General features: G+C 66.3%; 23 protein-coding genes. All 23 read right to left on the bottom strand.

Translation table 11 applies throughout. The annotated features are described in order from the left end of the window. Positions 1-4: 4 nt before the first annotated feature. The 23 genes from rpsQ to AB0K21_RS01090 all read right to left on the bottom strand — a co-directional run bounded on the left by rpsQ (position 5) and on the right by AB0K21_RS01090 (position 23,037). A complete protein-coding gene (gene rpsQ / locus AB0K21_RS01200) occupies positions 5-286 on the bottom strand; it encodes a 30S ribosomal protein S17 (RefSeq protein WP_030912907.1) in 282 nt (93 codons plus the stop codon). Next, a complete protein-coding gene (rpmC, locus tag AB0K21_RS01195; RefSeq protein ID WP_030912909.1) occupies positions 279-515 on the bottom strand; it encodes a 50S ribosomal protein L29 in 237 nt (78 codons plus the stop codon). Before rpmC ends, rpsQ begins: the two co-directional genes overlap by 8 nt. Continuing rightward, positions 515-934 carry a 50S ribosomal protein L16 gene (gene rplP, locus AB0K21_RS01190; RefSeq protein ID WP_030912912.1) on the bottom strand — a complete coding sequence of 140 codons (420 nt, stop codon included), beginning with the start codon at positions 932-934 and terminating at the stop codon, positions 515-517. Before rplP ends, rpmC begins: the two co-directional genes overlap by 1 nt. A 2-nt stretch (positions 935-936) precedes the next feature. After that, positions 937-1,794 (bottom strand): 30S ribosomal protein S3, encoded by an 858-nt coding sequence (gene rpsC / locus AB0K21_RS01185; protein ID WP_326635525.1) that lies wholly within the window; start codon positions 1,792-1,794, stop codon positions 937-939. Further along, positions 1,794-2,147 (bottom strand): 50S ribosomal protein L22, encoded by a 354-nt coding sequence (gene rplV, locus AB0K21_RS01180; RefSeq protein WP_030912916.1) that lies wholly within the window; start codon positions 2,145-2,147, stop codon positions 1,794-1,796. Before rplV ends, rpsC begins: the two co-directional genes overlap by 1 nt. Before the next feature lie 85 nt (positions 2,148-2,232). After that, positions 2,233-2,511: a 30S ribosomal protein S19 gene (gene rpsS / locus AB0K21_RS01175; protein ID WP_012887835.1), complete on the bottom strand. Its 279-nt coding sequence runs from the start codon at positions 2,509-2,511 to the stop codon at positions 2,233-2,235. Positions 2,512-2,522: 11 nt separating this feature from the next. After that, complete coding sequence (rplB, locus tag AB0K21_RS01170) at positions 2,523-3,359, bottom strand: 50S ribosomal protein L2 (RefSeq protein WP_271220144.1); 837 nt, start codon at positions 3,357-3,359, stop codon at positions 2,523-2,525. 90 nt (positions 3,360-3,449) lie between these two features. Beyond that, a complete protein-coding gene (gene rplW / locus AB0K21_RS01165) occupies positions 3,450-3,752 on the bottom strand; it encodes a 50S ribosomal protein L23 (RefSeq protein WP_030912923.1) in 303 nt (100 codons plus the stop codon). Next, positions 3,752-4,399, bottom strand: coding sequence for a 50S ribosomal protein L4 (gene rplD / locus AB0K21_RS01160; RefSeq protein ID WP_343968338.1), 648 nt, complete (start codon positions 4,397-4,399; stop codon positions 3,752-3,754). Before rplD ends, rplW begins: the two co-directional genes overlap by 1 nt. Continuing rightward, positions 4,396-5,049: a 50S ribosomal protein L3 gene (gene rplC / locus AB0K21_RS01155; protein ID WP_343968340.1), complete on the bottom strand. Its 654-nt coding sequence runs from the start codon at positions 5,047-5,049 to the stop codon at positions 4,396-4,398. The genes rplD and rplC overlap by 4 nt, the downstream gene beginning before the upstream one ends. Positions 5,050-5,063: 14 nt before the next feature. Further along, a complete protein-coding gene (rpsJ, locus tag AB0K21_RS01150; RefSeq protein WP_030912931.1) occupies positions 5,064-5,372 on the bottom strand; it encodes a 30S ribosomal protein S10 in 309 nt (102 codons plus the stop codon). A 334-nt stretch (positions 5,373-5,706) separates the two neighbouring features. Further along, the gene (gene tuf, locus AB0K21_RS01145; RefSeq protein ID WP_343968342.1) at positions 5,707-6,900 is read right to left on the bottom strand and encodes an elongation factor Tu; all 1,194 of its coding nucleotides are present in this window, start codon (positions 6,898-6,900) and stop codon (positions 5,707-5,709) included. Between the two features lie 158 nt (positions 6,901-7,058). Next, the gene (gene fusA / locus AB0K21_RS01140; protein WP_343968345.1) at positions 7,059-9,158 is read right to left on the bottom strand and encodes an elongation factor G; all 2,100 of its coding nucleotides are present in this window, start codon (positions 9,156-9,158) and stop codon (positions 7,059-7,061) included. 36 nt (positions 9,159-9,194) lie between these two features. Next, positions 9,195-9,665 carry a 30S ribosomal protein S7 gene (rpsG, locus tag AB0K21_RS01135; RefSeq protein WP_012887827.1) on the bottom strand — a complete coding sequence of 157 codons (471 nt, stop codon included), beginning with the start codon at positions 9,663-9,665 and terminating at the stop codon, positions 9,195-9,197. A gap of 2 nt (positions 9,666-9,667) precedes the next feature. Beyond that, entirely contained in the window at positions 9,668-10,039 is a 372-nt protein-coding gene (gene rpsL, locus AB0K21_RS01130) for a 30S ribosomal protein S12 (protein WP_012887826.1), read from the bottom strand. A 541-nt stretch (positions 10,040-10,580) separates the two neighbouring features. Continuing rightward, a complete protein-coding gene (locus AB0K21_RS01125; RefSeq protein ID WP_343968351.1) occupies positions 10,581-14,468 on the bottom strand; it encodes a DNA-directed RNA polymerase subunit beta' in 3,888 nt (1,295 codons plus the stop codon). A 26-nt stretch (positions 14,469-14,494) separates the two neighbouring features. Beyond that, entirely contained in the window at positions 14,495-17,962 is a 3,468-nt protein-coding gene (rpoB, locus tag AB0K21_RS01120; RefSeq protein WP_343968353.1) for a DNA-directed RNA polymerase subunit beta, read from the bottom strand. A gap of 443 nt (positions 17,963-18,405) precedes the next feature. Then, entirely contained in the window at positions 18,406-18,939 is a 534-nt protein-coding gene (locus AB0K21_RS01115; protein WP_364146909.1) for a hypothetical protein, read from the bottom strand. Further along, the gene (locus tag AB0K21_RS01110) at positions 18,936-19,454 is read right to left on the bottom strand and encodes a hypothetical protein (RefSeq protein WP_343968357.1); all 519 of its coding nucleotides are present in this window, start codon (positions 19,452-19,454) and stop codon (positions 18,936-18,938) included. Before AB0K21_RS01110 ends, AB0K21_RS01115 begins: the two co-directional genes overlap by 4 nt. A gap of 202 nt (positions 19,455-19,656) precedes the next feature. Beyond that, positions 19,657-20,658, bottom strand: coding sequence for an ABC transporter ATP-binding protein (locus AB0K21_RS01105; protein ID WP_343968359.1), 1,002 nt, complete (start codon positions 20,656-20,658; stop codon positions 19,657-19,659). 232 nt (positions 20,659-20,890) lie between these two features. Then, on the bottom strand, positions 20,891-21,280 hold the full coding sequence (rplL, locus tag AB0K21_RS01100; protein ID WP_030923997.1) for a 50S ribosomal protein L7/L12: 390 nt from the start codon (positions 21,278-21,280) through the stop codon (positions 20,891-20,893). A gap of 81 nt (positions 21,281-21,361) precedes the next feature. After that, entirely contained in the window at positions 21,362-21,886 is a 525-nt protein-coding gene (gene rplJ, locus AB0K21_RS01095; RefSeq protein ID WP_343968364.1) for a 50S ribosomal protein L10, read from the bottom strand. Between the two features lie 320 nt (positions 21,887-22,206). Then, entirely contained in the window at positions 22,207-23,037 is an 831-nt protein-coding gene (locus AB0K21_RS01090) for an LppX_LprAFG lipoprotein (protein ID WP_343968366.1), read from the bottom strand. Positions 23,038-23,073: the final 36 nt, after the last annotated feature.

Here is a 23,073-nt window from a genome sequence, read left to right as displayed (position 1 = left end):
TGTCTTACTTGGCCTTCTCGAGGATCTCGATGACCCGCCAGCGCTTGCTGGCGGAGAGCGGCCGGGTCTCCATCAGGAGAACGCGGTCGCCGACACCACAGCTGTTGGCCTCGTCGTGCGCCTTGTACTTGGTCGTCCTGCGGATGACCTTGCCGTACAGGGGGTGCTTGACGCGGTCCTCGACAGCGACCACGACAGTCTTGTCCATCTTGTCGCTGACGACCAGACCCTCACGGGTCTTGCGGTAGTTCCGCGTCTCGGTCGTGGTTTCCGTGGCCTCAGCCATCAATCGACTCCTTCTCTACCGTGACGATTCCGAGCTCCCGCTCGCGCATCACCGTGTAGATACGGGCGATCTCGCGGCGAACGGCACGCAGCCGCCCGTGGCTCTCCAACTGGCCGGTCGCAGCCTGGAAGCGGAGGTTGAACAGCTCCTCCTTGGCTTCCTTCAGCTTCGTGACCAGAGTGTCCTGGTCTTCCACCCGCAGCTCACCGGCGGTCAGGCCCTTAGCCATCACGCCTCACCCACTTCACGCTTGACGAACCGGCACTTCATCGGCAGCTTGTGCATCGCACGACGCAGGGCTTCGCGAGCCACCGGCTCGGCGACGCCCGACAGCTCGAACATGATGCGACCGGGCTTGACGTTGGCGATCCACCACTCCGGCGAGCCCTTACCGGAACCCATGCGGGTCTCGGCGGGCTTCTTGGTGAGAGGACGGTCCGGATAGATGTTGATCCAGACCTTTCCACCACGCTTGATGTGACGGGTCATCGCGATACGAGCCGACTCGATCTGGCGGTTGGTCACGTAGGAGTGCTCAATCGCCTGAATGCCGAACTCGCCGAACACGACCCTGGTGCCGCCCTTGGCGGCGCCGTGACGGTCGGGCCGGTGCTGCTTACGGTGCTTGACCCTGCGCGGGATCAGCATGGTCAGCTCCCTTCAGCACCCGGCTGCGCAGCCGGGCCGGTCTCGGGGGCGGCCTGGGAGGCCGCCTCGGTCCTGGGGGCGCGGTCGCCACGGCCGGCGCCGGCACCACGACGGGCGCCACCGGCGCCACGACGGGGACGGTCGCCGCCACCGGCACCGGGGCCGCGACGGTCGTCGCGGTCACGACGCTGGCCCGCACGAGCACCGGCGGCGGCCGCCTCGCGCTCGGCGCGGCTGGTCGGAGCCTCACCCTTGTAGATCCACACCTTCACGCCGATGCGGCCGAAGGTGGTACGGGCCTCGTACAGGCCGTAGTCGATGTCCGCGCGGAGGGTGTGCAGGGGCACGCGGCCCTCGCGGTAGAACTCCGAACGGGACATCTCCGCGCCGCCGAGACGACCGGAGCACTGCACCCGGATGCCCTTGGCGCCGCTCTTCATCGCCGACTGCATCGCCTTGCGCATGGCGCGGCGGAACGAGACACGGCTGGACAGCTGCTCGGCCACCCCCTGGGCGACGAGCTGAGCGTCGATCTCAGGGTTCTTGACCTCAAGGATGTTCAGCTGGACCTGCTTCTTGGTCAGCTTCTCGAGGTCACCGCGGATCCGGTCCGCCTCGGCGCCGCGGCGGCCGATGACGATGCCCGGACGGGCGGTGTGAATGTCGACCTGAACCCGGTCGGTGGTCCGCTCGATCTCCACCTTGGAGATGCCGGCCCGCTCCATGCCCTTCTTGAGCATGCGGCGGATCGCCACATCCTCGGCAACGTACGACTTGTAGAGCTTGTCGGCATACCACCGGCTCTTGAAGTCGGTCGTGATGCCGAGGCGGAACCCGTGCGGGTTAACCTTCTGACCCACTAGCGGGTCCTCCCCTTCGGCTCGCGGGACTCCACGATCACGGTGATGTGGCTGGTCCGCTTGTTGATCCGATAGGCACGACCCTGAGCACGGGGACGAAACCGCTTCAGCGTCGGGCCCTCGTCGACCCAGGCACGGCTCACGAAGAGCGTGTCACGGTCGAGCTTGAAGTTGTGCTCCGCGTTGGCAATGGCGCTCGACAGCACCTTGTACACGGTCTCGCTCGCCGACTGGGGAGCGAACTGCAGCACGGCCTGCGCCTCCGAAGCGGGCAGCCCGCGAATGAGGTCCACCACGCGGCGGGCCTTCATGGGCGTGTGGCGCGCGAACCGCGCCTGAGCCCTGGCTTCCATCGCTTACTCCTCTTACCTTCTGCTTCGTATCGGGCGAGTCCGTCGTGCCGTTTGTTCCCGGCTCGACTTCCTCTCCCTAAGGCGCTTATCGCCGGCTGCGGCGGTCTTCCTTGACGTGGCTGCGGAAGGTCCGCGTCGGCGCGAACTCGCCCAGCTTGTGACCGATCATCGACTCGGTGACGAACACCGGGACGTGCTTGCGGCCGTCGTGAACGGCGATCGTGTGACCGAGCATGTCGGGCACGATCATGGAGCGCCGCGACCACGTCTTGATGACGTTTTTGGTGCCCTTCTCGTTCTGGACATCCACCTTCTTCTGAAGGTGGTCGTCCACGAAGGGACCCTTCTTGAGGCTACGTGGCATTTTGGCTGCTCCTACCGCTTCTTCCGCTTGGTACGACGGCGGATGATCAGCCGGTCGCTGGCCTTGTTCGCCGCACGAGTACGACCCTCGGGCTTGCCCTTGGGGTTGACGGGGTGACGACCGCCGGAGGTCTTACCCTCACCACCACCGTGCGGGTGGTCGACCGGGTTCATCGCGACACCGCGGACGGTGGGGCGCTTGCCCTTCCACCGCATACGTCCGGCCTTACCCCAGTTGATGTTGGCCTGCTCGGCGTTGCCGACCTGGCCGATGGAGGCCCGGCAGCGAACGTCGACCTGGCGCATCTCACCGGAGGGCATACGCAGCGTGGCGTACTGGCCCTCCTTGGCGAGGAGCTGAATCTGCGCGCCGGCGGACCGGCCCAGCTTGGCGCCACCGCCCGGACGGAGCTCCACCGCGTGGATGAAGGTACCGGTCGGGATGTTGCGCAGCGGGAGGCAGTTGCCCGGCTTGATGTCGGCCGTGGGGCCGTTCTCGATCTTGTCGCCCTGCTTGAGGCCGGTCGGGCAGAGGATGTAGCGCTTCTCCCCGTCGGCGTAGTGCAGCAGCGCGATACGGGAGGTGCGGTTCGGGTCGTACTCGATGTGAGCGACCTTGGCCGGAATCCCGTCCTTGTCGTGACGCCGGAAATCGATGATCCGGTAGGCGCGCTTGTGGCCACCACCCTGGTGACGGGTGGTGACACGGCCGTGGACGTTACGGCCACCCTTGCTGTGCAGGGGTGCAAGCAGCGACTTCTCGGGCGTGCTGCGCGTGATCTCGGCAAAGTCCGAGACGCTGGCGCCGCGGCGACCCGGGGTCGTCGGCTTGAGTTTACGGATGCCCATCTTTTTCGTTCATCCTTCGTCGGTTAATCCGGTCGAACGCCCCTCACCTGGCGGTGAGGGGCTTCTCCCTGTACTTACTGAGCGAGCGCGTCAGCCGATCTGGCCGAAGATGTCAATCCGGTCGCCTTCGACCAGGCTGACGATCGCTCGCTTGGTAGCCGGACGCTGGCCGTAACCGAACCTGGTCCGCTTACGCTTGCCCTGGCGGTTGATGGTGTTGACGCTGGCCACCTTGACGCCGAAGATCTTCTCAACAGCGATCTTGACCTGCGTCTTGTTGGCCGTCTTCCGCACCAGGAACGTGTACTTGTTGTGCTCGTCGATCAGGCCGTAGCTCTTCTCGGAGACAACCGGCTTGATGATGATGTCGCGCGGGTCGGCGATCTTCTCCATCAGGCGTCTTCCTTCCCGCTCTTGCTCAGACGCGCGACGACCTGGTCGTACGCCGCCTGAGTGAAAACGACGTCGTCGTAGCAGAGCACGTCGTAGGTGTTGAGCTGCCCGGCGTCCAGCAGGTGGACCTCGGGAGCGTTACGCAGGCTCAGCCAGCTGAGCTCGTCACCCTCGTCCACGACGACCAGGACGCTACGGGCCTTGGTGATCCTGCGAAGCGACTCGAGAGCCGCCTTGGTCTTCGGGGTCTCCCCCGCGACCAGACCGCTGACCACGTGAACGCGGCCCCCGGTCGCCCTGTCGGACAGGGCCCCGCGCAGGGCGGCGGCCTTCATCTTCTTGGGAGTCTTCTGCGAGTAGTCCCGCGGAACCGGACCGTGGACGGTGCCACCGCCGGTGAACTGCGGAGCGCGGGTCGAACCCTGGCGGGCGCGGCCGGTGCCCTTCTGGCGGTACGGCTTCTTGCCGCCGCCACTGACCTCACCACGGGTCTTGGCCTTGTGGGTGCCCTGCCGGCGAGCGGCGAGCTGGGCCACGACGACCTGGTGGATCAGCGGGATGTTGACCTTCGTGCCGAAGATGTCCTCCGGCAGGTCGACGGTCCCGGCCTTGTCGCCGCTCACGTCGAGGACGTCAATGGTGCTCACTTGGCAGCCCCCTTCTTGGCGGCGGTGCGGACCAGGACCAGGCTGCCGTTGGCGCCGGGGATCGCACCCTTGATCAGGATGAGGCCCTTCTCGGCGTCCACGGCGTGGACCTTGAGGCTCTGGATGGTCGTGCGGGCGTTGCCCATCCGGCCGGCCATGCGCACGCCCTTGAAGACGCGGCCCGGGGTGGCGCAACCACCGATGGAACCCGGCGAGCGGTGCTTGCGCTGCGTACCGTGCGAAGCGCCCAGGCCCTTGAAGCCGTGCCGCTTCATGACACCCGCGTAGCCCTTGCCCTTGCTCTTGCCCGTCACGTCGACGTACTGGCCGGCCTCGAAGGTGTCGGCCGAGAGCTCCTGGCCCAGGGTGTACTCGCTCACGTCGTCAGTGCGGATCTCCGCGAAGTAACGGCGCGGGGTGATGTCGTGCTTGCGCAGGTAGTCGCCGAGCGGCTTGTTGACCTTCCGCGGGTCGACCTGTCCGAAGCCCAGCTGGATGGCGGTGTAGCCGTCCTTCTCAGCGGTGCGGACGCGGGTCACGACGCACGGACCGGCCTCGACGACGGTCACCGGGACCATCCGGTTGTCCGCGTCGAAGACCTGGGTCATGCCGAGCTTCTTGCCCAGGACGCCCTTGATCTGCTTAGCCATGTCAGTGCGTTCCCTCAGAGCTTGATCGAGATGTCAACGCCGGCGGGAAGGTCGAGTCGCATGAGCGAGTCGACCGTCTTCGGCGTCGGGTCGATGATGTCAATCAGCCGCTTGTGCGTGCGCATCTCAAAGTGCTCGCGACTGTCCTTGTACTTGTGCGGCGAGCGGATGACGCAGTACACGTTCTTCTCGGTCGGCAGCGGCACCGGGCCCGCGACCTTGGCGCCAGTCCTTGTCACCGTCTCGACGATCTTCTTGGCCGAGACGTCGATGACCTCGTGGTCATAGGCCTTGAGCCGAATGCGGATCTTCTGTCCCGCCATAATGGCCTCGGTGTCCTTCACTGTCGTCTGAAAAAGTTACGTGCGGCCTGTTGCCGCTGTGTCATGGCCGGGTCCGTCTCGGACGTCCCCTCCATGTTGCGCGGAGCCCACTTCGCCCTGGGGCGACGTTCTCCGCGCATGCCCCACGTAGCAGACGCTGTGAGTCCGCGCTTTCTTCCGTGATCTGGCAGTTACTTCGGTCATCGTTCGGCCGAACCAACTGCGAGATCACGGTTCGTGGGGTCCTGCCGGGGTCCGCGCCCTGCGGCGCGGGCCCCTCGTGGGGAAGCGGCCGGCCCTTTCGTCGAGGGCCGACCGCCACTCCGCGATCGTACTACTTGATGATCTTGGTCACTCGACCCGCACCGACGGTGCGGCCACCCTCACGGATGGCGAACTTGAGACCGTCCTCCATCGCGATGGGCTGGATGAGCGCGACGCTCATCTCGGTGTTGTCGCCCGGCATGACCATCTCGGTGCCCTCGGGGAGGTTCACCACGCCGGTCACGTCAGTCGTACGGAAGTAGAACTGCGGGCGGTAGTTGTTGAAGAACGGCGTGTGGCGGCCGCCCTCGTCCTTGCTCAGGATGTAGACCTGGGCCTCGAACTCGGTGTGCGGGGTGGTCGTGCCCGGCTTGATGATGCACTGGCCGCGCTCGACGTCCTCGCGCTTGATGCCGCGCAGGAGCAGACCGACGTTGTCACCCGCCTGGCCCTCGTCGAGGAGCTTGCGGAACATCTCGACACCGGTGACCGTGGTGGTGGTCTTGGTCTCCTTGATGCCGATGATGTCGACGGTCTCGCTGACCTTGACGATACCGCGCTCGATACGGCCGGTGACGACCGTGCCGCGACCGGTGATCGAGAAGACGTCCTCGACCGGCATCAGGAACGGCTTGTCGGTCTCACGGACCGGCTCGGGGACGTTCTCGTCCACCGCGGTCATGAGCTCGATGATCGAGTCGCCCCACTTGGCGTCGCCCTCAAGCGCCTTCAGCGCCGAGACGCGGACGACCGGCAGGTCGTCGCCGGGGAACTCCTGAGCCGAGAGGAGCTCGCGGACCTCAAGCTCGACGAGCTCCAGGATCTCCTCGTCGTCCACCATGTCGGACTTGTTGAGGGCCACGACGATGTAGGGGACGCCGACCTGGCGGGCCAGGAGGACGTGCTCCTTCGTCTGCGGCATCGGGCCGTCGGTGGCGGCGACCACGAGGATCGCACCGTCCATCTGAGCCGCACCGGTGATCATGTTCTTCACGTAGTCGGCGTGACCGGGGCAGTCCACGTGGGCGTAGTGGCGCTTCTCCGTCTGGTACTCGACGTGCGCGATGGAGATCGTGATACCACGAGCCTTCTCCTCGGGCGCCTTGTCGATCTTGTCGAACGGGGTCGCCTCGTTGAGGTTCGGGAAACGCTCGTGGAGCACCTTGGTGATCGCCGCGGTCAGAGTGGTCTTGCCGTGGTCGATGTGCCCAATGGTGCCGATGTTTACGTGCGGCTTGGTCCGCTCGAACTTGGCCTTGGCCACTGCTCTCTCCTTAGAGATTCTGACGTGACTTGCGTCTTCATATTCGGGTTCGGGGAGACCGGCCCCTGTCGGAACCGGCCCGCGAGAAAGCTCTCGCCCCGCACCCCCGGCAACGGGCGGCGAGTCTCCCCGCCACCCGTACCAAAGTGAGTGCTGGGCTACTCGCCCCGCACCTTCGCGACGATCTCCTTGGCGATGTGCGCGGGCACTTCCGCGTAGGAGTCGAACTGCATGCTGTAGCTCGCGCGTCCCTGCGTCTTGCTACGGAGGTCTCCCACGTAGCCGAACATCTCAGAGAGCGGCACGAGCGCCTTGACGATCCGGGCGCCGGAGCGCTCGTCCATCGCCTGGATCTGTCCGCGACGACCGTTGAGGTCACCGATGACGTCACCCATGTAGTCCTCGGGCGTGGTGACCTCGACGGCCATCATCGGCTCCAGGATTACGGCGTCCGCCTTGCGCGCGGCCTCCTTGAAGGCCATCGAGCCGGCGATCTTGAAGGCCATTTCGGACGAGTCCACCTCGTGGTAGGCACCGTCCTGCAGGGTGACCTTGACCCCGACCATGGGGTAGCCGGCGAGAACACCGAACTCGGCCGCCTCCTGGGCGCCCGCGTCGACCGAGGGGATGTACTCCCTCGGGATGCGGCCACCGGAGACCTTGTTCTCGAACTCGTAACCGTCGTTGCCCTCGCCCAGCGGCTCAATGTCGATGATGACCTTGGCGAACTGGCCGGAACCACCGGTCTGCTTCTTGTGGACGTAGTCGACCTTCTCCACCTTGCGGCGGATGGTCTCCCGGTAGGCCACCTGAGGCCGGCCGATGTTGGCCTCGACCTTGAACTCGCGGCGCATCCGGTCGACGAGGATCTCCAGGTGGAGCTCGCCCATACCCCAGATGACCGTCTGCCCGGTCTCCTCGTCACGACGGACCTGGAAGGACGGGTCCTCCTCGGCCAGACGCTGGATCGCGGTGCCCAGCTTCTCCTGGTCGCCCTTGGTCTTGGGCTCGATGGCGACGCTGATGACCGGCGCCGGGAAGTTCATCGACTCCAGGACCACGGGGTGAGCCGGGTCGGCCAGGGTGTCACCGGTGGTGGTGTCCTTCAGGCCCATGACGGCGACGATCTGACCGGCGACGGCCGACCCGCGCTCCTCGCGCTTGTTGGCGTGCATCTGGTAGATCTTGCCGATCCGCTCCTTACGGCCCTTCACCGCGTTGATCACGGCGGTGCCGGTCTCGAGCGTGCCCGAGTAGATGCGGATGTAGGTGAGACGGCCCAGGTGCTGGTCGCTCATGATCTTGAATGCCAGCGCGGAGAACGGCTCGTTCACATCCGCGTGGCGCTCGATGATCTCGTCTTCCTTGCCGACCGCGTGGCCCTTGAAGGCCGGGATGTCGGTCGGGGCGGGAAGGTAGGCGACGATCGCGTCGAGCAGGGGCTGAATGCCCTTGTTCTTGAACGCGGTGCCGGTCAGGACCGGGTTGATGGCGCTGCTCAGCGTCGCGCGGCGGATGGCCGCGACCAGCTGCTCCTCGGTGGGCTCGACGCCCTCCAGGAAGAGCTCCATCAGCTCGTCGTCGTTCTCGGCGACCGTCTCGACCAGCTTGTCACGCCACTCGCGAGCGGCCTCGGCGTGCTCGGCCGGGATGTCGACGGTCTCGTACATCTCGCCCTTGGCCGCCTCGGCGCTCCAGAGCAGACCCTTCATCTTGACCAGGTCGATGACGCCCTTGAAGTCGGCCTCGACGCCCCAGGGAAGCTGAAGAACCGCGGGGGTCGCGTTCAGGCGGCTGATCATCATGTCGACGCAGCGGTGGAACTCCGCGCCGACCCGGTCCAGCTTGTTGACGAAGCAGATCCTGGGAACTTCGTAACGGTCGGCCTGACGCCACACCGTTTCGGACTGGGGCTCGACGCCCGCAACGCCGTCGAACACGGCGACGGCACCGTCGAGGACGCGGAGCGAGCGCTCCACCTCGATCGTGAAGTCCACGTGACCCGGCGTGTCGATGATGTTGATCGTGTGGCCAAGCCACTCGCAGGTCGTAGCAGCGGAGGTGATGGTAATACCACGCTCCTGCTCCTGCTCCATCCAGTCCATCGTGGCTGCGCCCTCGTGGACCTCACCGATCTTGTAGTTGATACCGGTGTAGAACAGGATGCGCTCAGTCGTCGTGGTCTTGCCCGCGTCGATGTGGGCCATGATCCCGATGTTGCGGACCTTGGCCAGGTCAAGAGCGGTCGTGGTGGCCACTTCTCTCGCGTCCTCGTCGTCTCGTCGAAGCCGCTGTTACCAGCGGTAGTGGGCGAAGGCCTTGTTGGACTCGGCCATCTTGTGGGTGTCCTCACGCTTCTTGACGCTTGCGCCGAGGCCGTTGCTGGCATCGAGCAGTTCGTTCATGAGGCGCTCGGTCATGGTCTTCTCGCGGCGGGCCCGGGAGTACTGCACCAGCCAGCGCAGGGCCAGAGTGGTGCTGCGCGCGGCGCGCACCTCGACCGGGACCTGGTAGGTCGCGCCACCGACACGGCGGCTGCGGACCTCAAGGGTGGGCTTGACGTTGTCCAGCGCGCGCTTCAGGGTGACGACCGGGTCGTTGCCGGTCTTCTCCTTGGCACCTTCGAGGGCGCCGTACACGATGGACTGAGCGATGGACCGCTTGCCGTCCAGGAGCACCTTGTTGATAAGCGCGGTGACCAGGGGCGAGTTGTGAACCGGGTCAGCCATGAGCTGACGACGGCCAGGAGAACCCTTGCGAGGCATTCTTACTTCTCCTTCTTCGCGCCGTAACGGCTACGGGCCTGCTTGCGGTTACGGACACCCTGGGTGTCGAGCGAACCACGGATGATCTTGTAGCGAACACCCGGCAGGTCCTTCACACGACCACCGCGGACGAGCACGATGGAGTGCTCCTGGAGGTTGTGACCGACACCGGGGATGTAGGCCGTGACCTCGATACCGTTGGTGAGCCGGACACGCGCGACCTTGCGGAGGGCGGAGTTCGGCTTCTTGGGGGTCGTGGTGTAAACGCGCATGCAGGTGCCGCGTCGCTGAGGGCTGGCCTTGAGCGCCGGGGTCTTGGTCTTGGTGACCTTGTCCTGGCGGCCCTTGCGGACCAGCTGCTGAATCGTGGGCACCGCGTCTCCGTTCGTGCTAGCCGGTTAATCGAATGTCGTGCATTTTGCAGGTGCTGCCGGTGTCATGACCTGCGGTTCTTTCATCCCCTCCGACCCACGCGGTCGGGCGTGTCGCGCACTTGTCACGCCACAACCCGGTCAAGGCCGGTCCGGTGGAGGAGGCCATGCGGCGCCCCTGTCGACTCCCAGCGGGAACCTGTCCGACGCACACGCATGAGGGCCCATGAAGACATGAGCACGAAGGGCAAGACTACCCAGCCGAGCGCAACACGTCAAAACGGCCGCACCCGTAGGGCACCGCTCCGGGCGCCCGCATTCGTGTCATGACTCCCACGACCGGTTTCCGACCGACCGCTTTCGGGTCCACGTCGAGTTTACCCGTCGCAGAGCACTTCTCCGGCCGTTCTCTTCATTAACGTACGGCTTTCGCCGCAACATTCCGGTCAAGAAAGGACCACACCCACCCGTCACGGACGTGAACACGGTGGAAAGGCAACGGCGCCCGGCCCCCTGCCGGGGACCGGGCGCCGTCTGCGATCACTTAGCGGTTGTACTGACCGAAGTCGTACTCCTCCAGCGGAACGGCCTCACCGGAGCCCGAACCGAAGGTGTAGTCCGCCGCGGAGCCGTCGTAGCCGCCGACCGTGTACATCGCGGCCTTGGCCTCCTCGGTGGGCTCGACCCGGATGTTGCGGTACTGCGGCATGCCGGTACCGGCCGGGATGAGCTTTCCGATGATGACGTTCTCCTTGAGGCCGAGCAGCGAGTCCGACTTGGCGTGGATCGCCGCGTCGGTGAGCACTCGGGTCGTCTCCTGGAAGGACGCCGCGGACAGCCAGGACTCGGTGGCGAGCGAGGCCTTGGTGATACCCATCAGCACCGGACGCCCGGAGGCCGGCGTGCCGCCCTCCGCCACGCACTCGCGGTTGATCCGCTCGAAGCGCGGCCGCTCGACGAGCTCGCCGGGCAGCATGTCGGCGTCGCCGGACTCCAGCACGTTCACGCGCTTGAGCATCTGCCGCACGATGATCTCGATGTGCTTGTCGTGGATCGACACACCCTGCGAGCGGTAGACCTGCTGGACCTCCGCCACGAGGTGCAGCTGCACGGCCCGGGGGCCGAGGATGCGCAGCACCTCGTTGGGGTTGACGGCACCGGCGATCAGCTGCTGGCCGACCTTGACCCGCTGCCCGTCGGAGACCAGCATGCGCGAACGCATCGACACCGGGTAGGCGACCTCCTCGGAACCGTCGTCCGGGACGATCACGATCTTCCGGGTCTTGTCGGTCTCGTCGACGCGGACCCGGCCCTCGGCCTCGCTGATCGGGGCGACGCCCTTGGGGACGCGCGCCTCGAAAAGCTCCTGGACACGGGGCAGACCGTGGGTGATGTCGGCGCCCGCCACACCACCGGTGTGGAAGGTCCGCATCGTCAGCTGGGTGCCGGGCTCGCCGATCGACTGGGCGGCGATGATGCCGACCGCCTCGCCGACGTCCACGAGCTTGCCGGTCGCGAGCGAGCGGCCGTAGCAGGTGGCGCAGACACCGATCTTGGCCTCGCAGACGAGAGCGCTGCGGGTCCTGACGGTCTCCACTCCGGCCTCGACCAGGGCGGTGACGTGGATGTCGTTGATGTCGACGCCCACCGGCACGATGATCTTGCCGTCCACCTCCACGTCCTCGGCGAGGATGCGGCCGTGCACGTTGCTCTCGGCGTTCTCCGCCTTGACCAGGTTGCCCTGAGAGTCGCGGTCGGCGACGTGCAGCGGGACGGCGCGGTCGGTGCCGCAGTCGATCTCGCGGACGATGACGTCCTGCGCGACGTCCACCAGACGACGGGTCAGGTACCCCGAGTCGGCGGTCCGCAGCGCGGTGTCCGCCAGCCCCTTCCGCTGGCCGTGGGTGGAGATGAAGTACTCCAGCACCGACAGGCCCTCGCGGAACGAGGCCTTGATCGGGCGCGGGATCGTCTCGCCCTTGGTGTTGGACACCAGACCACGGATGCCGGAGATCTGCCGGACCTGCATCAGGTTTCCTCGGGCGCCCGACTGGACCATCATCCAGACCGGGTTGGTCTTCGGGAACGCCTTCTGCATGTCGTCGGTCACGTCACTGGTCGCGTGCGTCCAGATCTCGATGAGCTCCTGACGACGCTCCTCGTCCGTGATCAGACCACGCTCGTACTCGCGCTGGACCTTGTCGGCCCGGCGCTCGTACGTCTCCATGATCTCGGACTTGTTCGGCGGCGCGATGACGTCCTCGATGGAGATCGTCACACCGGCCCTGGTCGCCCAGTAGAAACCGGCGTCCTTGAGGGCGTCGAGCGCGGCCGCGACCTCGACCTTGGGGTACTTCTCGGCGAGCTCGTTGACGATGACCGACAGCTGCTTCTTGCCGACCTGCGAGTTCACGTACGGGTAGTTCGCCGGCAGGGTCTGGTTGAACAGGCACCGGCCCAGAGTGGTCTCCAGGCGGTAGCTGTCACCGGCCTCCCAGCCGTCGGGGCCCGCCCAGCCGCGGGGCGGCGGGACGTCCCCCCGCATCCGGATCTGGATCGGCGACTGGATGTCGAGCTCCCGGCGGTCGAAGGCCATCAGCGCCTCCGACACCGAGCCGAAGACCCGTCCCTGGCCGACGCCGTTCTCGTCCTCGTCCTTGATCGTGGTCAACGAGTAGAGGCCGATGATCATGTCCTGGGTGGGCATGGTCACGGGCTTGCCGTCGGCCGGCTTCAGGATGTTGTTCGTCGACAGCATCAGGATGCGGGCCTCGGCCTGCGCCTCGGCGGACAGCGGCAGGTGCACGGCCATCTGGTCGCCGTCGAAGTCCGCGTTGAACGCGGTGCAGACGAGCGGGTGGATCTGGATGGCCTTGCCCTCGACCAGCTGCGGCTCGAAGGCCTGGATGCCCAGGCGGTGCAGGGTCGGCGCGCGGTTGAGCAGCACGGGGTGCTCGGTGATGACCTCTTCGAGGACGTCCCACACGACCGGGCGGGCACGCTCGACCATCCGCTTGGCCGACTTGATGTTCTGCGCGTGGTTCAGGTCGACCAGGCGCTTCATCACGAACGGCTTGAAGAGCTCCAGCGCCATCTGCTTGGGCAGACCGCACTGGTGCAGCTTCAGCTGCGGGCCGACGACGATGACCGAACGGCCGGAGTAGTCGACTCGCTTGCCCAGCAGGTTCTGGCGGAACCGGCCCTGCTTGCCCTTCAGCATGTCGCTGAGGGACTTCAGGGGGCGGTTGCCAGGGCCGGTGACCGGGCGGCCGCGGCGGCCGTTGTCGAACAGCGCGTCGACGGCCTCCTGGAGCATCCGCTTCTCGTTGTTCACGATGATCTCGGGGGCACCGAGGTCGAGAAGCCGCTTGAGGCGGTTGTTCCGGTTGATCACGCGACGGTACAGGTCGTTCAGGTCCGAGGTGGCGAACCGGCCACCGTCGAGCTGCACCATGGGGCGCAGGTCCGGCGGAATGACCGGGATGCAGTCAAGGACCATCCCGTTGGGCGAGTTGCGGGTGTTCAGGAACGCCGACACGACCTTGAGACGCTTGAGCGCGCGGGCCTTCTTCTGGCCCTTGCCACTGCGGATCGTCTCGCGCAGGTTCTCGGCCTCAAGGGCGAGGTCGAAGTTGGTCAGGCGCTCCTGGATGGCCTGGGCGCCCATGCCGCCGCGGAAGTAACGGCCGAAGCGGTCGCGCATCTCGCGGTAGAGCAGCTCGTCGCCCTCAAGGTCCTGGACCTTGAGGTTCTTGAAGCGGCTCCAGACCTCGTCCAGCCGGTCCAGCTCGCGCTGGGCCCGGTCACGCAGCTGCCGCATCTCGCGCTCGGCGCCCTCACGTACCTTGCGGCGCTGGTCGCCCTTGGCGCCGGCGGCCTCAAGCTCGGCCAGGTCGGTCTCCAGCTTGCGCTGGCGAGCCTCGATGTCGGCGTCACGGCGCTGCTCGACGTGCTGCCGCTCGACGGAGATCTTCGCCTCCAGCGACGGCAGGTCACGCTCGCGCATTTCCTTGTCGACATGCGTGATCATGTAGGCCGCGAAGTAGATGACCTTCTCGAGGTCCTTCGGGGCCAGGTCGAGCAGGTATCCCAGACGGGACGGGACACCCTTGAAGTACCAGATATGCGTGACGGGCGCGGCCAGCTCGATGTGGCCCATCCGCTCACGACGCACCTTGGCGCGGGTCACCTCGACGCCACAGCGCTCACAGATGATGCCCTTGAAGCGGACGCGCTTGTACTTACCGCAGTAGCACTCCCAGTCGCGGGTCGGACCGAAGATCTTCTCGCAGAAGAGTCCGTCCTTCTCGGGCTTGAGCGTCCGGTAGTTGATGGTTTCGGGCTTCTTCACCTCGCCGTGCGACCACTGGCGGATGTCGTCGGCGGTCGCGAGGCCGATCCGAAGCTCGTCGAAGAAGTTGACGTCGAGCACTTGTAATCCCCTCCTCAGCTTCTAGATCAGACCTCTTCGACGCTGCTCGGCTCACGCCGGGACAGGTCGATGCCGAGTTCTTCCGCGGCGCGGAAGACGTCTTCGTCGGTGTCGCGCATCTCGATGGACATGCCGTCGCTGGAGAGCACCTCGACGTTCAGGCACAGCGACTGCATTTCCTTGATGAGCACCTTGAAGGACTCCGGGATGCCCGGCTCGGGGATGTTCTCGCCCTTGACGATCGCCTCGTAGACCTTCACCCGGCCCAGAACGTCGTCGGACTTGATGGTCAGCAGCTCCTGCAGGGCGTAGGCGGCGCCGTAGGCCTCCAGTGCCCAGACCTCCATCTCACCGAAGCGCTGGCCACCGAACTGGGCCTTACCACCGAGCGGCTGCTGGGTGATCATCGAGTACGGGCCGGTCGAGCGGGCGTGGATCTTGTCGTCGACCAGGTGGAGCAGCTTCAGGATGTAGATGTAGCCGACCGAGATCGGGTGCGGGAACGGCTCGCCGGAGCGGCCGTCGAACAGCCGGGCCTTGCCGTTCGCGCCGACCATGCGCCCGCCGTCCCGGTTGACCAGGGTGTTGTCGAGCAGGCCGACGATCTCCTCCTCGTTGGCGCCGTCGAACACCGGCGTGGCCATGTTGGTGCGCGGGTCGACCTCCGCGAAACCCTTGTCGCGCAGCCGCTCGGCCCAGGCCTCCTGGACACCGGAGATGTCCCAGCCTCTGGCCGCGATCCACCCCAGATGGGTCTCCAGGACCTGGCCGACGTTCATCCGGCCGGGCACGCCCAGCGGGTTGAGGATGATGTCGACCGCCGTGCCGTCCTCCAGGAACGGCATGTCCTCCACCGGAAGGATCTTGGAGATGACACCCTTGTTGCCGTGGCGGCCGGCCAGCTTGTCACCGTCGGTGATCTTACGCTTCTGGGCCACGTAGACGCGGACCAGCTCGTTGACCCCCGGCGGGAGCTCGTCGCCCTCCTCGCGGCTGAACACCCGCACCCCGATGACCTTGCCCTGCTCACCGTGCGGCACCTTCAGCGAGGTGTCACGGACCTCGCGGGCCTTCTCACCGAAGATCGCGCGCAGCAGCCGCTCCTCGGGGGTCAGCTCGGTCTCTCCCTTGGGGGTGACCTTGCCGACGAGGATGTCGCCGGGCACGACCTCGGCGCCGATGCGGATGATGCCGCGCTCGTCGAGGTCGGCCAGGACCTCCTCGGAGACGTTCGGGATGTCCCGGGTGATCTCCTCGGGGCCCAGCTTGGTGTCGCGGGCGTCGACCTCGTGCTCCTCGATGTGGATCGAGGACAGGACGTCGTCCTGCACCAGGCGCTGGGAGAGGATGATCGCGTCCTCGTAGTTGTGGCCCTCCCACGGCATGAACGCCACCAGGAGGTTCTTGCCCAGGGCCATCTCACCGTCGTCGGTGCAGGGACCGTCGGCGACGACCTGGTTGACCTCGATCCGGTCGCCTTCGGCGACGATCGGCTTCTGGTTGAAGCAGGTGCCCTGGTTGGAGCGCTTGAACTTGGCGACACGGTAGGTGGTACGGGTGCCGTCGTCGTTCATCACCGTGACGTAGTCGGCGGAGACCTCCTCGACCACGCCCGCCTTCTCGGCGGTGATGACGTCACCGGCGTCGGTCGCGGCACGGTACTCCATGCCGGTGCCCACCAGCGGCGCCTCGCTCTTGAGCAGCGGCACCGACTGGCGCTGCATGTTGGAGCCCATGAGCGCGCGGTTGGCGTCGTCGTGCTCCAGGAACGGGATCATCGCGGTCGCCACCGACACCATCTGGCGTGCCGAGACGTCCATGTAGTCGACCTCGTTGGCGCGCAGGGACTCGAACTCCCCGCCCTTCCTGCGGACGAGCACCCTCGGCTCAAGGAACGTTCCGTCAGGACCGATCGGCGTGTTCGCCTGGGCGATGACGTACCGGTCCTCCTCGTCCGCGGTCAGGTACTCGACCTGGTCGGTGACCCGGCCGTCGACGACCTTGCGGTACGGGGTCTCGACGAACCCGAAGGAGTTGACCCGGCCGAAGGAGGCCAGCGAGCCGATCAGACCGATGTTCGGGCCTTCCGGCGTCTCGATCGGGCACATCCGGCCGTAGTGGGACGGGTGCACGTCGCGGACCTCGAAGCCGGCCCGCTCACGGGAGAGACCACCGGGGCCCAGCGCGGACAGACGACGCTTGTGCGTCAGGCCGGCGAGCGGGTTGGTCTGGTCCATGAACTGCGACAGCTGGGAGGTGCCGAAGAACTCCTTGATCGAGGCCACCACCGGGCGGATGTTGATCAGGGTCTGCGGCGTGATCGCCTCGACGTCCTGGGTCGTCATCCGCTCGCGGACGACACGCTCCATGCGGGCCAGGCCCAGGCGGACCTGGTTCTGGATGAGCTCGCCCACCGTGCGAAGACGGCGGTTGCCGAAGTGGTCGATGTCGTCGGTCTCGACGACGATCTCACCGTTGGCGCCGGGCATCGACACCTCGCCGGCGTGCAGCCGGACGATGTACTCGATGGTGGCGACGATGTCGTCCTCGGTGAGCGTGCCCTGGGTGATCTCGCTGTCGACCCCGAGCTTCTTGTTGATCTTGTAACGGCCGACCTTGGCCAGGTCGTAGCGCTTGGAGTTGAAGTAGAGGTTCTCCAGCAGCGTCTGCGCCGACTCCTTGGTCGGCGGCTCGCCCGGGCGCAGCTTGCGGTAGATGTCCAGCAGCGCGTCGTCCTGGCCGGCCGTGTGGTCCTTCTCCAGGGTCGCCCGCATGGACTCGTACTGCCCGAACCGCTCCAGGATCTGCTCGCTGGTCCAGCCCAGCGCCTTGAGCAGCACGGTCACGGCCTGCTTGCGCTTGCGGTCGATGCGCACACCGACGCTGTCGCGCTTGTCGATCTCGAATTCCAGCCAGGCACCCCGAGACGGGATGACCTTGCATCCGTAGAGGTCCTTGTCCGAGGTCTTGTCGACGCTGCGGTCGAAGTAGACACCCGGGGACCGGACCAGCTGGGAGACCACGACACGCTCGGTGCCGTTGATGATGAATGTGCCCTTGCCGGTCATGAGCGGGAAGTCGCCCATGAACACGGTCTGGCTCTTGATCTCACCAGTGGTGTTATTGATGAACTCCGCCGTGACGAACATCGGGGCGGAGTAGGTCATGTCCTTGTCTTTGCACTCATCGACTGAGTACTTGGGCGGCTCGAACCGGTGGTCCCGGAACGACAGGGACATGGTCCCGGAGAAGTCCTCGATGGGACTGATCTCCTCAAAGATCTCTTCGAGGCCCGACTGGGCCGGAACGTCCTTGCGCCCGGCCTGGCGAGCCGCCTCGACCCGCCCCTTCCACTTCTCGTTGCCGAGCAACCAGTCGAAGGACTCGGTCTGAAGAGCGAGAAGATCAGGAACTTCGAGCGGCTCCTGGATTCGTGCGAAAGACACACGACGGGGACCGGCGGGTACGGCGAAGGCGTTGCGCGAGGCTGCCAACAGATGTCCTTCCGAGGGCTCGCGGCGGACTGACTACACGCACGCCAGACGACCATGCATCAGAGCACCAAAAGAAGCGGGTCGTCAAAGGGCAGCGCAAAGGGGCAGTGTAGCCGAACGGCACACACCTGTCCACCTCAGTCTCACTGCAAGCTCCACGTTGGTCGCAGCATCGCCCGTCAGAGCCGAAACGTCAAGCCCGGGAGCTGACATTTCGGCCGGGAAATAGCCGAGACCCTGGGAGTTTTCCCACCGGGTGACCTGCGCACACCCCAGGATCCAACACGATGTCCGACCTGGTGCGGCTGACGCTGAGTCACCCGGCGGTTCGATCGTCAGCCTGTGGTTCGACTGACGATCGACGCTGCCGTGGCAGGTGTACCCAACCTCGGACCCATCCCAAACCAAGGCTTTACTAACAATTGAATGAAGCGACGCGCCGATCATGGCGACGGAGGGTCTCCGAGCAGTGTGGAGAGCTCGGCGACGAACCAGCGAGAGTCCTTCTTGACCATGATGAACCTGGCCCGGTTCTGGCTGACCTGGCGGCGCGGTTCCTTCTCCCCCTGCGGGGTCTTCACGGTGCTCATGTTCATGAACAGCAGCACCTGGACCCGGCCGGAGTCGCCGGAGTCGCCGGACTCCACCGACTCCACGCCCGCCCCGATCACCGTCGCCTGCTGCACGGCTTTCTGCTCCCTGGCCTGCGCGGCCATCCCCCTGGTCAGCTGCCTGTAATGCAGGCTGAGCGCCCCGGTCGTGTAGCCGCCCGCCCGTGCGAAATCCTGTTCGATCGTACGATAGTCATAGGAGAGCATGTCGGAGGCGACCGACCGGGCCGCGGCGAGCGCCTCCCGTCCCGCCCTCTCGTCCGCGCGCAGCCTGCTGAGATCTGTGAACATGATCCAGACCACCGCCGCGAGCGCGAGCGCCACAACGGCCATGAGTCCGACCGCCAACCGGGAGACGCGCGTCACGGCACCAGCTCCGCCTTGGACACGAGCCAGGCTCCCCCGACCCTGGTCACTTCCATGTTCCACCGGTGGAACTGTTCCCGTGGAGCGTTCTTACTCCCGTCCCACCGGATCACCTCGTCGCCCACCACCATCACCTGGGCCGTGTCCCCCGCCAGCGAGACCAGCCCCAGGGCGCGCAGCGCGCCCGCACGGAGGATCTTGTCCTTGATCGTGCTCTCCCGGCGCTCCGCGGCGGTTCTGACGTACTCGGCTCTGGCCTCACCCGTGGAGCCGTCGAGGATTCGCTTGATGTCGGCGTCGACGCTCCGGTATCCGACGGAGAGCAGATGCACCGCGTGCGCTCCCGCCGCCCGCGTCGCCGCCTGTCTGTCGTCCGCCGCCGCCTGGGCGTCGCGCAGGTCGGTGCCGATCCAGAACGCGGCGACGAGCAGCATCGCGATCAGCACTCCGAGCACCGGTGCCGCACCCCTGGGCGTGCGACGGGGGCGGCGAGGGCGAGCGGCGTGCACTGCCATGCGTTCTCTCCCATCGCACGGTCCGCGGAACGCGAGCCGGTGAGCGCGGCTTTCCCGCACCGGGACGGCATGCTCCCCGATCGCCGGATCATAACCCGCCGCGCAGATCCGCATACCAGCCTTTGCTCACCTGCTTCGGGCCGTTTCGCCCAGCGTTTCGCTCCGTGCGGTGAACGGCGGGACGCCCGCTACCCGCCCGCGGTCAACGTGCGCCGTGGACGTGCGCCGTGACCAGCCGGGGATACTCCTCCAGCCAGTTCCGGCCCCTCTCGTCCACGAACGAGTTGGGCGGCGGGATGACCCCGTTGGCGGCCAGCCACGAACCCGGCGGGCGCTGCGTGCGGCGGATCCGGCTCTCGCTCGGCATCAGCTGCGGCGGGATCGGCGGCAGCCCGCCGGGATCGTGCCCCATCTGGGCCTCGGCCTCCAGCTCGGAGACGTCCTTCTCCTCGGTCATGCCGATCGGGCCGTGCCTGCGGGCGTTGAGGAACTGCCGGACCACCGGCTCGTCGCTGGAGAGCAGCATCTCCCTCGGCCCGAACATGATCAGCTCACGCCGGAACAGCAGGCCGATGTCGTCGGGCACCGTACGGGCGGTGTTGATGTCGTGGGTGACGATGAGGAAGGTCGCCTCGGTCTCCGCGTTGAGATCCACGATCAGCTGGTTGATGTAGGCCGTGCGAACCGGGTCGAGGCCCGAGTCGGGCTCGTCGAACAGGATGATCTCGGGGTCGAGGACCAGTGCCCTGGCCAGGCCCGCGCGCTTGCGCATGCCACCGGAGATCTCGCCGGGAAGCTTGCCTTCGGCGCCGGCCAGCCCGGCGAGCTCCATCTTCTCCATCACGATGCGGCGGATCTCGGTCTCGCTCTTCCTGGTGTGCTCGCGCAGCGGGAAGGCGACGTTGTCGTAGAGGTTGAGCGAGCCGAACAGCGCCCCGTCCTGGAACAGCACGCCGAACAGCCGTCTGAGCTCGTAGAGCTTGTTCTCACTGCAGTTGGCGAGGTCGTGCCCGTCGATCCAGATGTGGCCGCGTTCGGGCCTCAGCAGGCCCACCAGGGTCTTCAGGAAAACGGACTTGCCCGTGCCGGACGGGCCGAGCAGCACGGAGATCTCGCCGGCGGGAAGCGTCAGCGTGACGTCCTCCCAGATGACCTGCCTCCCGAAGGACTTGGTCAGACCCTCTACCACGACTTCGACGCCCACGTGCCGCCCTTCAGGAGCCCGCGGGACGTGCCCGTCCCGCGGCGTGCCGGAGACCTCGCCGACAGAACCTGCGACTGCATCAACCGTAGCCGCGATCGCCCGAATTGGAAGAGGGTCCAATAGCTTCCGCTGATCGTTATGCCGCGGTTATAAGACATCGCGTCCAACAGGGCGAACACAAAAAGAGCGGGCCACCGGCACCAGGTGGACCCGCTCTTTCCGGTAAGACGAACTACTTGACGGTGACCGTCGCGCCGGCACCCTCAAGGGCGGCCTTGGCCTTCTCGGCCTGCTCCTTGTTGACCTTGCCGTCGAAGACGGACTTGGGAGCGCCGTCAACGAGGTCCTTGGCCTCCTTGAGGCCCAGGCTCGTCAGGGCGCGGATCTCCTTGATGACCTGGATCTTCTTGTCGCCGGCGGCCTCGAGGACGACGTCGAACTCGTCCTGCTCCTCGACCTCTTCGGCAGCGGCCGCACCGGGGGCGGCAGCGGCGGCGACGGCGACCGGAGCGGCGGCCTTGACGTCGAAGGTCTCCTCGAAGAGCTTCACGAAGTCGGACAGCTCAAGGAGAGTCATCTCCTTGAAAGCGTCGAGCAGCTCGTCGGTGCTGAGCTTCGCCATGATGGTTCCTCCATACGGATCTGACTACTGGGAAAGTTGGGACCGCGGTTGCGTTAATCCCCTGTGACCGCCTGCGCGGACCTACTCGCCGGCGCCTTCGCGCTTGGCGCGCAGTGCCTCGGCCAGCTGAGCCATGTTGGTGGGCAGCGCGTTGAAGACGGCGGCCGCGTGGCCCTGCTTCGCCTTCATGGCACCGGCCAGCTTCGCGAGGAGAACCTCACGCGACTCGAGGTCGGCAAGCTTGGTGATCTCGTCCGGCGTCATCGACTTGCCGTCGACGACACCGCCCTTGATGACCAGGAGGGGATTGGCCTTGGCGAAGTCACGCAGACTCTTGGCAGCCTCGACCACGTCGCCGTTGACGAACGCGATCGCCGACGGACCCGCGAGCAGGTCGTTGAGCTGGTTGAACCCGGCCTCGGTGGCCGCGATCTTGGTCAGCGTGTTCTTCACCACGGCGAACTTCGCATTCTCACCGAGAGAAACGCGCAGCTGCTTGAGCTGGGCGACGGTGAGACCGCGGTATTCGGTCAGAACGGCAGCATTGGAGCCGTCGAAGCTGCTCTTCAGCTCAGCGACAGCCGTTGCCTTTTCTGCCTTCGCCATGGGCCTCCTTCCAGATGTGCCGCCGGGGTAAGGGCCCATGAAAAACAGACAAGCCCCGGCGCAGGCGCACGGGGCTCACATAAGGAGGTTAATCCAGATGAAAACTCACATCACACCTACGCGGGCCGTCCACTGACGTGGCTCCTTAGGTCATCAGGCCATGCGGCCTGACGACGACCGGCGGTCTTCGGCGTTGACAGCGTACGCCCTGCCGTCCACGAATGCCAAATCGGTCCTGGAAGCCGATCCCGCCCCCGCCGGCGGGAAAAGGCCCGCGCCCCCCGCCCGTGCGGGCGGGGGGCGCGAATCCCGGGAGAACCTCAGTTTCCGCCGCGGTGCTCGGGCAGGTCGCCCACCTGGTCGGCGGGCGGCGCGGTGATCTCGACGGGCTCGTTGAAGCCCTTGAAGAACGCCGTCAGGCTGAACGTCATATCCTGCTCGGAGCCGCCGAGCGTGACCTTGCGGGGCAGGCTCTGCGCATCGGCCCAGAGGTCGAACTTCACGTCCTTGACCCGCGAGAACTCCTCCTGGAGCTTCTCGCGCTTGGCCGGGTCGAGCAGCTGTGCGGCCTCGGCCACCGGGAAGGTGCCGCTGTAGTGGGTGGTGTCGACCCCGCCGACCGTTTCGGTGCCGACCGCCTTGACGTCCTTCGAGGCGGTCAGCAGCTTGACGGTGCCGGCCAGGTCGAACTGCTGGGCCTGGTCCATGAACCGCCTGACCCCGGCCTGCCCCTCGGCGTCGAGCTCGCTGAGCGGCATCTTGACCCACGGCTTGGTGGCGCCGGCGAACCTGCTGAGAAGCTCGGACTTCACATAGACCGTCTCACCCGACAGAATGGCCCGCGCCCCGCCGGGCACGTTCTGGCCGCCGAAGGTGAGCGTGTCGAGCTTGATGTCCGTCGCCAGCTGGGGCCTGCTCTGGTAGAGCATGCTGCCCTGGATCTTGCTCGCGCCCTTCTCTCGGCTGCTCGCGTCGAGAACCAGGTCCGCGGAGTAGGAGGTGACCTCCTCGGCCTTCTGCGCGCTCTGCTGCACCGCGTCGGCCGCGGCCAGTTTGACGTTTCCGAGGGAGCCGGTGCCCTGCGCACCGCATCCCGCGACCGCGACGAGCGCGGCCGCTCCCAGTGCCACTGCCGGAGCCAATCGGCGCATTTCGTCTTCATCCTTTCGTTCCCCCGATGATCCTGA

It is taken from the genome of Streptosporangium sp. NPDC049248 (assembly GCF_040678965.1).
GTDB classification, from domain to species: domain Bacteria; phylum Actinomycetota; class Actinomycetes; order Streptosporangiales; family Streptosporangiaceae; genus Streptosporangium; species Streptosporangium fukuiense.
Note: the sequence above shows the minus strand (reverse complement) of the source record. Positions and strands in the feature narration are given on the sequence as shown.